The organism is Actinomadura sp. B10D3, assembly GCF_039871695.1.
Classification (GTDB): Bacteria; Actinomycetota; Actinomycetes; order Streptosporangiales; family Streptosporangiaceae; genus Spirillospora; species Spirillospora madurae.
The window spans coordinates 48,173-61,856 of the sequence record NZ_JBDPLY010000043.1 but is presented as its reverse complement, the minus strand read 5'-3'; the positions used below and the strand labels follow the sequence as shown (position 1 = coordinate 61,856).

The window sequence follows — 13,684 nt, the reverse complement described above, 5'->3', positions numbered from 1 at the left end:
CCAGGTCATTGACCAGGGCCTGCACTGGTCGATCATCCGCCGCGAGCATCAGGCCCGAGCACGCCGAAGCCACTTCCGGCGACGCCTACACCTCCAAGTCCTACAGATCTAGTGATGTAGTACTAGGCCGGAGCCTACGATGGGGGCCGACTCCCCGCGCCACCCGTCCTCCTGGAGATTCGCGATGCCACAGACCGGCCCCCTGCGGCAAGGGGACCCCACGACCCTGGGCGGCTACCGGATGGTGCGGCGGCTCGGCGAGGGCGGCCAGGGCGTCGTCCTGCTCGGCGAGTCGGACGCGGGACGCCAGGTCGCGGTCAAGCTGCTGCAGGGGCGGCTGAGCCGGGACGCCGGCGGGTGGGAGCACGCCCGCAAGAACTTCGCCAAGGAGCTGGCCGCCGCCCAGCGGGTCGACCCGTTCTGCACCGCGCGGATCATCAGCGCGGACGTCGAGGGCGACGTCCCCTACATCGTCAGCGAGTACATCGAGGGGCATTCGCTGCGCGACGCGGTCGCGGACTACGGGCCGCTGGCGGGGACGGCTCTGAACCGGCTGGCGATCGGCACGGTGACGGCGCTGACCGCGATCCACGCGGCCGGGATCGTGCACCGCGACTTCAAGCCCGGCAACGTCATCCTCGGCCCGGACGGCCCGCGCGTGATCGACTTCGGGGTAGCCCGCGTTCACGATCCCGACGCCTCGATGACGGGCGGGGTGGTGGGCACGCCCGCGTACATGGCGCCCGAGCAGCTGAAGGGGCTCCGCCCCGGCCCGGCGGCCGACGTGTTCGCGTGGGCGGCGACCGTGGTCTACGCGGCTACGGGACGCCCGCCGTTCGGGCAGGACGTCATCGCGGCGGTGATGCAGCGGATCCTGCACGAGGAGCCCGACCTGAGGTTCCTGGACGGCCCGCTGCGCTCGCTGGTCGCGGTCTGCCTGAGCAAGGACCCCGAGCACCGTCCGTCCGCCCGGGAGGTGCTGATGCACCTGCTCGGGCACGGCGACCTCCCGGCGGCGACGGGCGCCGACGCGGCCACCGCGCTTCAGGAGGGCACGGCCGCCGCCGCGCCGGACGGCGTCGACGTGACGGCCGCGCCCTACACCGCGCCTCCCTCGCCGAGCACGCAGACCGCGCCCGCGAGGGGGGGACGCGGGTCCGCCGTGGTCAGCGCCATGGTGGCCGTGATCGTGACCGCCCTGGCCGGAGCGGCGGTCGCGTACTATTTCTGGCCCGACATCAAGGACTCCGGTTCGCAGCCCCAGAGAGGACAGGGGGAAGCAGGGGCCCAGTCGCCCACCCGAGGCCCCGACGTGACGAAGGGGAAGGTCGCCTCGTCCAAGACGCCCTCGGACCAGGGGGTGACCTGGTTTCAGAACCGGATGGGGCTCAAGCTCGCGCCCGGCTGGAGGGCCGTCCAGGTCGAGGGCGCCACCCACGTGATCACCGGGCGGTGCCCCGACCCGAAGGCGCAGTTCTTGGGGGATGGCGGCTGCGAGGGCTTCTGGGTCTTCGGGGAGCAGCACATCTCGCGGGGGGATGAGGGGTTTCGCCCCTACACCGGCAAGTCGTACTACTTCCCGTCCAGCGGGGCGGCGCCGTGCCCGGGCGATCCCGAGGCCCTCGCGAAGACGCCGAAGGCGCCGACGTCCAGGACCCTGGTGCCCATCGGAACGGGCCACACATCCGACTTCCGCCAGTGGGACGTCCAGTGCGCGAGGACCGACGGCAGCGCCGCGATCAGCTTCACGCAGCGGGAGTGGTTCCTGCCGACATCGAGGATCCTGATCGTCGACCGGAACGACATCCCGGACATTCCCTCAGTGCTGAACGAGGCGCGCTGGCGCTGAGCCGGGCCCGAACGGGCTCGGGCCGTGGTGGCGGACGAGGTCGGGCTTGATGTAGCGGTGCCAGACGAGGATACCCGACAACCAGTTCTCCAGCTCGGTCACGTAGCCGTCCAGGATCGCGCGGGCCTCGTCCGACAGGCCGAAGTCGTCGTAGAGGACCGGCAGCTCCCGCTCGGCGATGTGCTGGAACCGCCGCACCCGCCCGGCCATCATGTCGGCGACGATGCGGAGCCCGGTTGAGTAGTCGCAGCCGAAGAAGTTCTGGACGACTAGGACGGCGTTGTGGACCTCGCCCTCGAACTCGATCTCCTTCTGGTACGAGAACACGTCGTTGATCAGGTACGCGCAGTCGGCGGCGGACTTCTCCAGCGACCTGAACGGGCCGCTCGCGTAGATCTCCTCGGGCATCTTCCTGCCGGTGCCCCAGCCGGGCCAGGCTCATGGTGAGGCCGGAGCCGAACGTCCCGCGGAGCATGTCGAGGTAGTCGACCGGGTCGGGACGCGGTTCGTGACTTGGTGGTACGGCTGACCAAGGAGATCCGCGGTGGGGTCATCGCCGAATCCAGGGTGAGCTGCTGGGCCTCGGACATCGGCTCGGTGAAGGCGCCATCCGTCGGGTCGGCGCTGGGGAGGCGGCGGTGAGTTAGTGGTCAGTGGCGAGGTACGGCTGTTACGCCTGTTCGGGTGTGGACTATGGCCACGTCTCCCTCTATGTCTGTGCGGTGGATCTGAGTGTGAAGGCCTTGCAGGAGTCTGAGGGTGGCTTCGGACGGGTGACCGTAGTCGTTGCGGGCGCCTACCGAGATCAGGGCGACGGGAGCGTGTGCGGCAGCCAGAAAGCCCGGGGCCTGGCTGCGGGAACCGTGGTGAGGGACCTTCAGGACCTGGACGCGGGGGACGGCGGACTCCAGGGCGCGCTGGGCGTCGGCCTCGATGTCGCCTGCCAGGAGGGCGCTGAAGCCGGGTTTGCGGGCGACGAATACGACGCTCGCGTTGTTGATCGTGGTGCCGTCGTCCTTCGGGGAGAGCGCGGGGCCGGTGGTCTGCGGGGCGAGGATCGACAGGGTCAGCTCGCCGATGCGCCACTGCTGGCCGGCCTGGGCGGGGCGCACCGGGAGGCCGTCGGTGAGGCGGGCTTCGCGGCCGGACGTACGGGACGTCGTGAGGATCGAGTGGACGTTCCGGCCGTTCAGGACGCCGGATGTGCCGTTGATGTGGTCGGCGTGCGGGTGGGTCAGGACGAGCAGCGGCACGTCCTCGATGTGGAGGCGTCGCAGGCAGCCGTCGACCAGGGCGGGCTCGGGACCGGTGTCCACGACGACGGCCTGGCCCGGGCCCGCGGAGAGGGCCAGCGCGTCGCCCTGGCCGACGTCGCAGGCCACCATCTGCCAGCCCGGCGGAGGCCAGGAGGGGGCCAGGACGCGCATCGCGACGACCGCGGCGAGGACACCGGTCATGGCCGCGGCCGCGCACAGGCGAAGGCGGCGGCTGCGCAGCAGCAGGACCGCGGCGCCGCCCGCGAGCAGGAACGTCACGGCGCCGAGCCCGCCGGTGGTCCAGGGGATCGTCGCGTAGGGCAGGGCCGCGGTGGTCCTCGCCACGCGGATGATCCAGGCGACGGCGAGGCCCGCGGGCCACGCGATCACCCGGGCGAGCGGCAGGAAGGCGGGGGCGGTGACGGCGGCCAGGGCGCCGAGCAGGGTGGCGGGGGCGACGGCGGGGGCCGCCAGCAGGTTCGCGACGACCGCGAGCACGCCGATCTCGCCGGACAGCATCACCAGGACGGGCGCCACGGCCACCTGGGCCGCCGCGGCGACGGCGAGGGCGTCCGCGAGGGGGCCGGGGAGGCGGCGGGCCAGGCGGTCGCGCCATGGCGGCGCCAGGACGAGGAGGCCTGCGGTCGCGAGCACCGACAGCGCGAAGCCGTACGAGCGCGCCAGCTCCGGGTCGATGAGGACGAGGAGGAGCACGGCGGCGGCAAGTGCGGGGACGCCCTGGCGGCGGCGCCCGGTGAACAGCGCGAGCAGGCCGATCAGGCCCATCACGGTCGCGCGCAGGACGCTCGGTTCCGGACGGGCGACGACGACGAACGCGAAGACCGCGAGGACGGCGACGGGCGGGGCCCGGCGGTGTCCGAGGCCCGCCAGGCGGCACAGCCCGAGCACCGCCCCGATGACGATCGCCAGGTTCGCGCCGGAGACCACGAGCAGGTGGGTGAGCCCGGCGGTCCGGAAGTCGTCCGCGAGATCGGGGGGCAGGCGCGAGGTGTCGCCGACGATCATGCCGGGCAGGACGCCGCGCTGGTCGGGCGGGAGCCGCGCCACGGCCGCCCGGAGCCGCGCCCGCACGTGCTCGGCGGTGCGCTGGATCGCGGACGGAGGGCCGAGGACGGTGGGCGGCCCGCGCACGATCACGACCGCCGCCAGCAGGCCGGGGCCTGTGGGCGGGACGAACCGCCCGCGAAGCCGCACCCGCTGGCTGGGCACCAGGCGGAGCCAGCGCGGGTCACCCGCGATCAGGAGGACGGGGACGCGGACCCTGGTCCTCTCCACGGCCTCCGCCCGGGCGCGGACGATGATGACGCGCCGCTCGTTGCCCGGTTTCGCCCGCGGATCGGCGGTCACGACCGCCTCGGCCGGCGCGAAGCGCCCGGCATGCGCGAGGGCGCGGACCGGGCCCTCGCTCACGGCGGTCGTCCGGAACGCCACCCCGGCGGCCGACGCCGCGGAGCATGCCAGCACGATCCCGAGGATCACCCTCCGCCCGGACCGATTCCTCTCCGTACGGCCGGGAGCGTGAAAACGCGCATCTCCCGCAGGATCGCGCCTCGGGGCGTTGGGTGGGGTCCGTCTTCGGCTGGTGGTCAGGAGGTACAGGGACGTTCCGCCGAAGGCTGCCGCTACGGCGTAGACGACGGGTGGGGGCAGCCCGATCGTGGTGGCGGCCGTCAGCCAGACCGCGAGGGCCGGGGCGAGCAGGCGCAGGTCGTGGGTCACACGCGGACCTTCGGTTTCAGGTCGGCGAAGCGGCGGGCGCCGATGCCGCTGACATCCTGGAGCTGGTCGACGGTGCGGAAGCCGCCGTGCTCGGTGCGGTAGGCGACGATGCGCTGGGCGAGGACGGGCCCCACGCCGGGGAGGTCGTCCAGCTGGTCGGCGGTGGCGGTGTTGAGGTCGAGCGGGGCGCCGGGCGCGCCCGGGCCGGGCGGGGCCGCACCGCCGGGGGCGGGCGGGGACGGTGACGGCGCCCGGATGCCGACCGGGATCTGCTCGCCGTCGACCAGCACCCGGGCGAGGTTGAGGGTGCCGGTCTTCGCGCCCTTCCGCACCCCGCCCGCGGCCTTGATCGCCTCGGCGACGCGCGAGCCGGACGGCAGCGTGATGACGCCCGGGTGCTCGACCTTGCCGAGGACGTGCACCACCACCGAGGACGAGGCCGCCGCCGGGGTGGCCGTCGGAGCGGGGCGCGGTTCGGCGAGCGTGGCGCTCGCCGGCGGGCCGGGCGCCGCCGGCCGGGGGCGGGGCCGGGCGAGCCACAGGTAGCCGGCTCCGGCCAGCGCGGCGATGACGCCGACGAGCACGAGCACGCGGATGTGCGGCCGCTCGGGCGTCGACCGCGACAGGGCAGAAGGTGGGTCGATGGGCGGCTTCCACCGCCCTGTCAGGGATTGGAGGCGGTCCTGCGCGTCGGGTCTCATGGCGCCGACGCTAAGGAGCCGCCGAGATCGGCCGCCGGGGAACCGCTGGTTGTGGACAACTCCGGGTCAACGGTTCCTCGCGACGGCCGCGGCGAGGACGAGCAGGGCCGCCAGAGGCACCGTGACGTGGGTGAGCGTGCCGGGTTCCGAAAGGTAGAGGCCGCCGAACAGGGCGATCGCGAGGACGTTCGACAGCAGCGTCCCGGTGTTGGTGAGCGCGGACACCGAGGACGCCTGGGCGGGCCCCACCGCCCCGGTGATCCGGTCGACGAGGGGGCTGAACCCCGCCGCATGGCCGGCACCGGCGGCGTACAGGAGGGGAACCGACAGGAACACCGGCCAGCCGTCTCCCGTGAGCACCGACAGGATCGACACGGCGACGGCGAAGCAGAGCAGGCCGATGGTGGGGAGGTTCGTCCGTGCCCGCAGGGGCAGACGCGTCCAGCCGAGCCCCGCCGTGGCGAATCCGACCGTGTACGGGATGAACGTCAGCCCTGCCTCAAGCGGTGAGAAGCGGAGAATGTTCTGCAGGTAGAGGGCGAGCGTGAACAGAAACCCCGTGTAGGCGCCCATCACGGCGCACGCAGCGAACAGCCCTGGACGTACAGAGCGTCTGCGCAGCACGGAGAGGTCCAGCAACGGCGACGAGGCCCTCATCTCGTGGGCGCAGAACACGCCGAGCACGACACACCCCACCGCCAAGGACGGCCACGTCCACAACGGCCACCCCTGCTCCCTCCCCAGGACGAGCGGCACGATGAACGCCGCCATCCCAAAGGAGAGCAGCCCGACACCAGTGATGTCCAAGCGCACCTTCTTTCCGGCCGCCGGGGGCATGAGCCGGGGACCGATGCCGAGGAGCAGTGCGCCGACAGGCACGTTCACGAGGAAGATGGGCCGCCAGCTACCGCCGACGGTCACGATGACGCCGCCCACTATCTGCCCCAGTGCGACCCCAAGCGCGAGCACCATCGAGTACAGGCCGAGCGCTCGCGCACGGGCGGGTCCTTCGAAGGAGAGCTGTATCAGCGACAGAACCTGTGGCAGCAGCAACGCGGCCGACGCGCCCTGCAAGACCCTCGCGGCGACAAGGACGGCGCCGTTCGGCGCCAGCCCGCAGGCCAAGGACGCCGCCGTGAAACCGAACAGCCCGAGGAAGAACATCGTGCGGTGACCGAGCTTGTCGCCCAGCCTCGCCCCCGTGACGACCAGGACGGCCAGGGCGAAGATGTATCCGCCTGTGACGAGTTGCAGCAGGGCGCCCGACGCGTGCAGCCCGGACGCGATGTCGGGCAGGGCCACCGCCACGATGGAGCCGTCCATCGAGACCATCGTCTGGCCCGTGAGCAGCACCACGAGCAGCCATCGTTTCGCCATTCCGCGAGTGTGCGCGGTGCCCCGGCGAGGGCGCTTGAAGATGTTTGCCCCTGCGTACGATGGCGGGCATGCACGAGTCGACGACCGTGGCGGAGGCGGAAGGCTTCGCCGTCCACGCGGTGCGCTGCGCCGGCCATCGGCCCGGCTGGTCGGAACCCGAGCCGTCCACCGCCCACCAGATCGTCCTGGTGCGGGCGGGAAGGTTCCGCATGCGGTCGCGGTACGGGCGGGTCGTGGCCGACCCCGCGACCGGTTACGCGCAGGCGCCCGGTGAGGAGGGCCAGTTCGCGCATCCCGCGGGCGGCGACGTGTGCACGGCCATCACGCTGCACCCGGGCATCGCCCGCAGGCCTTCCGGGACGGTCAGAGTCGGCGCGCGCGCGGACGTGGCCCACCGGCTTCTCCTGCGAGCGGGGCCGGACGTGACGTACGAGACAGCCGAGCGGCTCATGAGCCTGCTCGTCCACCTGGGTCTGGACGAGCAGGGCGGGAAGCGGCGCGCGCTGGCCGACGAAGCCCGGGAGGCCATCTCCGGTGACCATTCCCGGGCGGGGAGCCTCGTCTCGCTGGCCCGGCTTCTGGAGGTCTCTCCGTCCCACCTGAGCCGGACGTTCCGCCAGGAGACCGGCATGTCCGTCACCCGCTACCGCAACCGCATCCGGGTGGGGCGGGCCCTCGACCGCATCGAGCAGGGCGAGCAGGACCTGTCCCGCCTCGCCGCCGACCTCGGTTTCGCCGACCACGCCCATCTCACCCGGACGGTCAAGGCGGAGACCGGCCGCCCGCCGGCCGCGCTCCGCCGCCTCCTGACCGCCTGACTCACAGCTGCGGCGCCACGACGACACCGAGCATGCCGGGCCCGACGTGGGCGCCGATGACCGGTCCGACCTCGCCGACGTAGACGTCCTGGACGTGCGGGACGCGTTCGCGGAGGCGGTTGGCGAGGGTCTCCGCGCGGGCGGACGCGGCGAGGTGCTGCACGCCCAGATCGACGCTGCGGTCCCCCGCCGCGGCGACGGCGAGCTCCTCCAGCCGCGCGAGCGCCCGCGAGGACGTCCGGACCTTCTCCAGCGGGACGAGCCGGCCGTCGGCGATGTCGAGCAGCGGTTTCACCATCAGCGCGGAGCCGACCAGGGTGGCCGCGGCGCCGATCCGGCCGCCGCGCCGCAGGTGTTCGAGGGTGTCGACGTAGATGAGGGACCGGGTCAGCTCGGCGCGGCGTGCGGCGGCGGACAGGGCCTCCTGCGGCGTCCCGCCCGCCAGGGCCACGGCCGCCGCGGAGAGGGCGGCGAAACCGAGCCCCATCCCGATGGTGCCGCTGTCGAGCACGCTGACGGGGACGGGCGCGTCCCCGGCCGCGAGCCTCGCCGCCTCCACCGTCCCGGACATCGCCGAGGACAGGTGCACGGACACGACCGCGCGGGCTCCGGAGGCGGCGGCCGCCTTGTAGGCGTCGGCGAAACGCTCGGGGGCCGGACGGGACGTGGTGACGGGGTGCCATTCCTTCAGCGCCTGGGCGGCCTCGGCGGTGGTGATGTCGCCTTCGTCCCGCGTGGCGCCACCGACCGCGATCTGCAGGGGGACGATGGTCAGCCCGTGCCGTTCGGCGAGCCCCGGGGGAAGGTAGGCGGTGGAATCCGTGACGACCGCGACCGCACTGCCCATGGTGGCGACATTACCCGCCGCACGCCCGGCGCGTCGCGGACGGCGGCCGGCCTCACGGCCGGGAGGAGCGGGTCAGGGCTGGACGGGGACGCCGCCGCGCCAGACCCGCAGCGCACGGAGGCCGAACGCCCACGCGAACGCGCCCTCGTGGTCGGCGTCCCACAGGACGAGGTCGGCGAGCATGCCGGGCGCGAGCGAGCCGCGGTCGCCGACGCGCAGCGCGGCGGCTCCGCCGAGGGTGGCGGCGCGCAGGGCCTCGTTCACGCTCAGCCCGAACATCGCGACGGACAGCCCGATGACGAGGGGCATGGACGTGATGCCGCACTGGCCGGGGTTGTGGTCGGTGCCGAGGGCGACGGTGACGCCGCGGTCGAGCATCTGCCGGACGGGCGCGGGCGCGCGGCTGCTGTTGAGGGAGCTGCCGGGGCAGACGGTGGCGGTGACGCCGGCGTGCGCGAGGGCCTTGATGTCGTCGTCGCTGGCCTGGGTGAGCAGGTCGGCGGACGCGCAGCCGACCTCGGCGGCGACCTGCGCGGCGCCGATGCGCTCGTTGGCGCAGGCGTGCATGCGCGCCTTCAGGCCGGCGCGCTTGCCGGTGAGGAGCAGGGCGCGCGCCTCCTCGGCCGTGAAGTGGCCCTCGTCGCAGTAGACGTCGATGCTGTCGGCGCCCGCGACGGCGGCGTCGCCGGCCCACAGCCGGACGGCCTCGATGTAGTCGCGGCGGCGCCCGAAGAACTCGGGCGGCAGGATGTGCGCGGCGAGGAAGGTGGCGTGGATCCGGGGCATGGACGGCTCGCCCTCCAGCGACCGCAGCATCCGGATGTCGGCCAGTTCGCCGTCGCGGGTGAGGTGGTAGCCGGTCTTGGCCTCGACGGTGGTGGTGCCGGCGAGGATCCACTGGCGGAGCCGTTCGCGGACGCCGTTGCAGAGCGTCCAGGGGTCGGTGCCCCGGGTGACGGTCACGGTGGAGTTGACGCCGCCGCCGGCCGCGGTGATGGCGGAGTGGGACGAGCCGCTGGTGCGCATCGCCAGCTCGGCCCAGCGGTTGCCCGCGTAGACGGGGTGCGAGTGCGCGTCGATGAGGCCGGGGGTGACGAGGCCGCCGCCGAGGTTCTCCACGTGGTCGACGTCGACGATGTCGTCGATGATGCCGGGGACGCTCTGCGGGAGGTCGGACGCGGGGCCGGCCCAGACGACCCGGTCGTCGTGGATGAGCACGGCGGCGTTGCTGCAGACGTCGGTGCCCGTCCAGAGCCTGCCGATGTTCGTCAACAGCCGTACCGTCATAGGGTCACCGACCTGGGTGGGGCCATGCGCGCCGGAGCGCGGAACCGGGCGCCGTGTGGCGCTGGAAGGGGCCGCCTGCCCTCGTGCCGGGGTTCGGACCTGCCATGGTTGGGCCACCTGCTCTCGATCCGAAACGCCGACTGGGTGCCGGCGACTCCACCGCTGGAGGGTCGGGTGACCGGGAGGCCACCATCGGCAACGAGACCGGAGATATCGGTTTCGTCACGGTAGTGCACTGAAGGTCCGTCGGACAACCTCTGATCGCAGCGCATCAACACCCATCACCCCGCCCCTAGCTCTACGACGGTACGGATTTCAACCGGACCGTCAAGCGGATTGGGCAAGCTGTCACCGTTCGGCGACCAGGAGACGCCTTTGGACGTCCCCGAAACGATCGTCCCGGCAGTCCCGAAATCCACCGGGCCCCGCGGAAAGGGGCCCGGCGGAAAGGATATTCAGACCGTGGGTGAGACGGTCTCGTACCGGGCCAGCTCGCCGGCGAGAAATGCCGGCACCCGGGCGTGCAGGAGCGTCCCTTCGGCGACGTGCTCCTGCTTGAGCACCTCGCCCCTGTCGTGCACCTGCGCGACGACGTCGCCGCGCTCGTAGGGCACCAGGAGGCGCAGCTCGCTCTCCAGCCCCGGCAGGTTCGCCTCGATCGCGGCGCGCAGCTCCTCGATGCCGAACCCGGTGCGGGCGGACACGACGACGCTGTGCGGCTCGCGGCGCTGCAGGCGCGCGATCGCCAGCTCGTCCGCGGCGTCCGCCTTGTTGATGACGACGATCTCGGGGATCCGGTCGGCGTCGATCTCGCGCAGCACCTCGCGCACCGCGTCGATCTGCAATTCGGGGTCGGGGTCGGAGCCGTCCACGACGTGCAGGACGAGCCCGGCGTCGGTGACCTCCTCCAGCGTCGAGCGGAACGCCTCGACGAGCTGGTGCGGCAGGTGCCGGACGAACCCGACGGTGTCGGCCAGGGTGTAGGCGCGGCCGCCGGGCGTCTCGGCGCGCCGGACGGTCGGGTCGAGGGTGGCGAACAGCGCGTCCTCCACCAGCACCCCGGCGCCCGTGAGCCGGTTGAGCAGCGACGACTTGCCCGCGTTGGTGTAGCCGGCGATGGCGACGGCGGGCACCTGGTGGCGGCGCCGCTCGCCGCGCTTGGTGTCGCGCGCCTTGGACATCTCGGCGATCTGCCGGCGCAGCTTGGCCATCCGGGTGCGGATCCGCCGCCGGTCCAGCTCGATCTTGGTCTCGCCGGGACCGCGGCCGCCGATGCCGATGCCGCCCGCGGCGCGCCCGCCGACCTGCCGGGACAGGTTGCCGCCCCAGCCGCGCAGCCGCGGGAGCAGGTAGTTGAGCTGCGCCAGCTCGACCTGCGCCTTGCCCTCGCGGCTCTTGGCGTGCTGGGCGAAGATGTCGAGGATCAGCGCGGTCCGGTCGATCACCTTGACCTGGACGGTCTCCTCCAGGTGGCGCAGCTGGCTCGGGGCCAGCTCCCCGTCGCAGATGACGGTGTCGGCGCCGGTGGAGATGACGACGTCGCGCAGCTCCGCGGCCTTGCCGGAGCCGATGTAGGTGGCCGGGTCGGGACGGGACCGGCGCTGGACGAGCCCTTCGAGCACCTGCGAGCCCGCGGTCTCGGCGAGCAGTGCCAGCTCGCGCAGGGAGTTCTCGGCCGCCTCGGCCGTGCCCTCGGTCCAGACGCCCACGAGGACGACCCGCTCCAGCCGCAGGGCGCGGTACTCGACCTCGGTGACGTCGGTCAGCTCGGTGGACAGGCCCGCGACGCGGCGCAGTGCCCGGCGGTCTTCCAGATCGAGTTCGCCCGGCAGGGGCTCGTACTCGATGCCTTCCGGAACGTGGGTCTGGTCTGCAGAGAAAGGTTGAGTCATATGTCCTCGGTATAACGCCGCATCGCGGCCGTGTCTTCCCGGCGATCGTCTCACGCATCGTCCCCGGTGGTCACGCGGTTATAACCGGCGTTCCGCCGGGATTGACCCCGCCCGGCGCGGGGAGGGGCAGCCGGGGACCCCCTTTGACCGGGCCTCGCACCGCCGAGTACCGTTCTCCACGTAACAGAAGTCGAATTTCGCTATACGAAAGGGCGAGCTGATGGCTGGACTGGAAGGCATCGAGGTCACCGGACCCCTCGGCGAGCGCTACGAGGAGATCCTGACCCCCGAGGCGCTCGGCCTGCTCGCCGCCCTGCAGCGCGAGTTCGGCGCCCGGCGCAAGGAACTGCTGGAGGCCCGCGCGGAACGGCAGCGCAGGCTCTCCGAAGGCGGGACGCTCGACTTCCTGCCGGAGACCGCCGGCGTCCGCGAGGACGGCTCCTGGCGCGTCGCCGAACCGGCGCCCGGCCTGGTGGACCGCCGCGTCGAGATCACCGGTCCGACCGACCGGAAGATGACGATCAACGCACTGAACTCGGGCGCCAAGGTGTGGCTCGCCGACTTCGAGGACGCCAACACGCCCCTGTGGAACAACATGATCGAGGGCCAGCTCAACCTCCGGGACGCCCTCGACCGCACCATCGACTTCACCGACGCCAAGAGCGGCAAGACCTACGCCCTCAAGGACGACGAGGAACTCGCGACGATCGTCGTCCGGCCGCGCGGCTGGCACCTGGAGGAGAAGCACCTCCTCGTCGACGGCGAGCCCATGTCCGGGTCGCTGTTCGACTTCGGCCTGTACCTCTTCCATTCGGCGCGCCGCCAGCTGGCCAAGGGCAAGGGCCCCTACTACTACCTGCCGAAGATGGAGAGCCATCTTGAGGCGCGGCTGTGGAACGACGCGTTCGACTTCGCCCAGGACGCCCTGGAGATCCCGCGCGGCACCGTCCGCGCGACCGTCCTGATCGAGACGATCCCGGCCGCGTTCGAGATGGAGGAGATCCTCTACGAGCTGCGCGACCACTCCGCGGGCCTCAACGCCGGACGCTGGGACTACCTCTTCTCCGTGATCAAGAAGTTCCGCGACCGGGGCACCGAGTTCATCCTCCCCGAGCGCAACGCGATCACGATGACCGCGCCCTTCATGCGGGCCTACACCGAGCTGCTCGTCCGGACCTGCCACAAGCGCGGCGCGCACGCGATCGGCGGCATGGCGGCCTTCATCCCCTCCCGCCGGGACGAGGAGGTCAACAAGGTCGCGCTGGAGAAGGTCCGCGCCGACAAGACCCGCGAGTCCGGTGACGGGTTCGACGGCTCCTGGGTCGCCCACCCCGACCTCGTCCCCGTCTGCCGCGAGGTGTTCGACGGCGTCCTCGGCGACCGGCCGAACCAGCTGGACCGGCTCCGCGAGGACGTGCACGTCACCGCCGCCGACCTGCTCAACGTCAAGGACACCCCCGGCGAGATCACCGAGGCCGGCCTGCGCAACAACATCGACGTGGCGCTGCGCTACCTCGCCACCTGGCTCGACGGCGCCGGCGCGGTCGCCATCCACAACCTGATGGAGGACGCCGCCACCGCCGAGATCGCCCGCTCCCAGGTGTGGCAGTGGATCTACAACGGCGTCTCCACCGCCGAGGGCCAGAAGATCACCAAGGAGTGGGTGGAGCGGCTGCTCGACGAGGAACTGGGCAAGATCCGCGACGAGCTGGGGCGGGCCTACAACGAGCCCCGCTACAACCAGGCGGTCACCCTCTTCAAGGAGGTCACCCTGGCCGACGAGTACTCCGAGTTCCTCACCATCCCGGCGTACAAGCAGTTCCCATAACTCCCAGGGGGCGCCCCCTGGAACCCCCGTCACGAGCCGGTCGCTCCGCGCCTGCCCGTGACCCCGGCTGGGCTTCGAACCCCAAGAGG

10 protein-coding genes are annotated in these 13,684 nt (G+C 72.4%); 3 read left to right on the top strand and 7 right to left on the bottom strand.

Annotated elements, in window-relative coordinates; all coding sequences use genetic code 11:
• Positions 1-184: 184 nt before the first annotated feature.
• Positions 185-1,849 carry a serine/threonine-protein kinase gene (locus tag ABGB11_RS39415; RefSeq protein WP_347640636.1) on the top strand — a complete coding sequence of 555 codons (1,665 nt, stop codon included), beginning with the start codon at positions 185-187 and terminating at the stop codon, positions 1,847-1,849.
• On the opposite strand, the gene ABGB11_RS39410 is transcribed toward ABGB11_RS39415, so the two are convergent.
• The 4 genes from ABGB11_RS39410 to ABGB11_RS39395 form a co-directional block, all read right to left on the bottom strand.
• Positions 1,820-2,257, bottom strand: coding sequence for a hypothetical protein (locus ABGB11_RS39410; RefSeq protein WP_347640634.1), 438 nt, complete (start codon positions 2,255-2,257; stop codon positions 1,820-1,822). The two genes, ABGB11_RS39415 and ABGB11_RS39410, sit on opposite strands and share 30 nt — an antisense overlap.
• Before the next feature lie 242 nt (positions 2,258-2,499).
• Positions 2,500-4,590: a ComEC/Rec2 family competence protein gene (locus ABGB11_RS39405; RefSeq protein ID WP_347640632.1), complete on the bottom strand. Its 2,091-nt coding sequence runs from the start codon at positions 4,588-4,590 to the stop codon at positions 2,500-2,502.
• A 251-nt stretch (positions 4,591-4,841) separates the two neighbouring features.
• Complete coding sequence (locus ABGB11_RS39400; protein WP_347640631.1) at positions 4,842-5,546, bottom strand: ComEA family DNA-binding protein; 705 nt, start codon at positions 5,544-5,546, stop codon at positions 4,842-4,844.
• Between the two features lie 66 nt (positions 5,547-5,612).
• Positions 5,613-6,923 (bottom strand): MFS transporter, encoded by a 1,311-nt coding sequence (locus ABGB11_RS39395; protein ID WP_347640629.1) that lies wholly within the window; start codon positions 6,921-6,923, stop codon positions 5,613-5,615.
• Positions 6,924-6,991: 68 nt separating this feature from the next.
• Between ABGB11_RS39395 and ABGB11_RS39390 the strand changes: the two genes are divergently transcribed.
• Entirely contained in the window at positions 6,992-7,741 is a 750-nt protein-coding gene (locus tag ABGB11_RS39390) for an AraC family transcriptional regulator (protein WP_347640627.1), read from the top strand.
• A 1-nt stretch (position 7,742) separates the two neighbouring features.
• On the opposite strand, the gene ABGB11_RS39385 is transcribed toward ABGB11_RS39390, so the two are convergent.
• From ABGB11_RS39385 to hflX, 3 genes are all read right to left on the bottom strand, one after another.
• The gene (locus tag ABGB11_RS39385; protein ID WP_347640626.1) at positions 7,743-8,588 is read right to left on the bottom strand and encodes a DegV family protein; all 846 of its coding nucleotides are present in this window, start codon (positions 8,586-8,588) and stop codon (positions 7,743-7,745) included.
• 72 nt (positions 8,589-8,660) lie between these two features.
• On the bottom strand, positions 8,661-9,875 hold the full coding sequence (hutI, locus tag ABGB11_RS39380) for an imidazolonepropionase (RefSeq protein WP_021592993.1): 1,215 nt from the start codon (positions 9,873-9,875) through the stop codon (positions 8,661-8,663).
• A 455-nt stretch (positions 9,876-10,330) separates the two neighbouring features.
• A complete protein-coding gene (gene hflX / locus ABGB11_RS39375; protein ID WP_347640625.1) occupies positions 10,331-11,767 on the bottom strand; it encodes a GTPase HflX in 1,437 nt (478 codons plus the stop codon).
• A 220-nt stretch (positions 11,768-11,987) separates the two neighbouring features.
• Here hflX and aceB point away from each other — a divergent pair, with 220 nt between their 5' ends.
• A complete protein-coding gene (gene aceB, locus ABGB11_RS39370) occupies positions 11,988-13,595 on the top strand; it encodes a malate synthase A (protein ID WP_347640623.1) in 1,608 nt (535 codons plus the stop codon).
• Positions 13,596-13,684 lie beyond the last annotated feature (89 nt).

What these genes read in the sequence shown, in the direction of transcription:
- ABGB11_RS39410 (WP_347640634.1), bottom strand. Translation starts at nt 2,257, where the DNA reads ATGCCCGAGGAGATCTACGCGAGCGGCCCGTTCAGGTCGCTGGAGAAG.
- ABGB11_RS39395 (WP_347640629.1), bottom strand. Translation starts at nt 6,923, where the DNA reads ATGGCGAAACGATGGCTGCTCGTGGTGCTGCTCACGGGCCAGACGATG.
- hutI (WP_021592993.1), bottom strand. Translation starts at nt 9,875, where the DNA reads ATGACGGTACGGCTGTTGACGAACATCGGCAGGCTCTGGACGGGCACC.
- ABGB11_RS39415 (WP_347640636.1), top strand. Translation starts at nt 185, where the DNA reads ATGCCACAGACCGGCCCCCTGCGGCAAGGGGACCCCACGACCCTGGGC.
- ABGB11_RS39390 (WP_347640627.1), top strand. Translation starts at nt 6,992, where the DNA reads ATGCACGAGTCGACGACCGTGGCGGAGGCGGAAGGCTTCGCCGTCCAC.
- aceB (WP_347640623.1), top strand. Translation starts at nt 11,988, where the DNA reads ATGGCTGGACTGGAAGGCATCGAGGTCACCGGACCCCTCGGCGAGCGC.
- ABGB11_RS39400 (WP_347640631.1), bottom strand. Translation starts at nt 5,546, where the DNA reads ATGAGACCCGACGCGCAGGACCGCCTCCAATCCCTGACAGGGCGGTGG.
- hflX (WP_347640625.1), bottom strand. Translation starts at nt 11,767, where the DNA reads ATGACTCAACCTTTCTCTGCAGACCAGACCCACGTTCCGGAAGGCATC.
- ABGB11_RS39385 (WP_347640626.1), bottom strand. Translation starts at nt 8,588, where the DNA reads ATGGGCAGTGCGGTCGCGGTCGTCACGGATTCCACCGCCTACCTTCCC.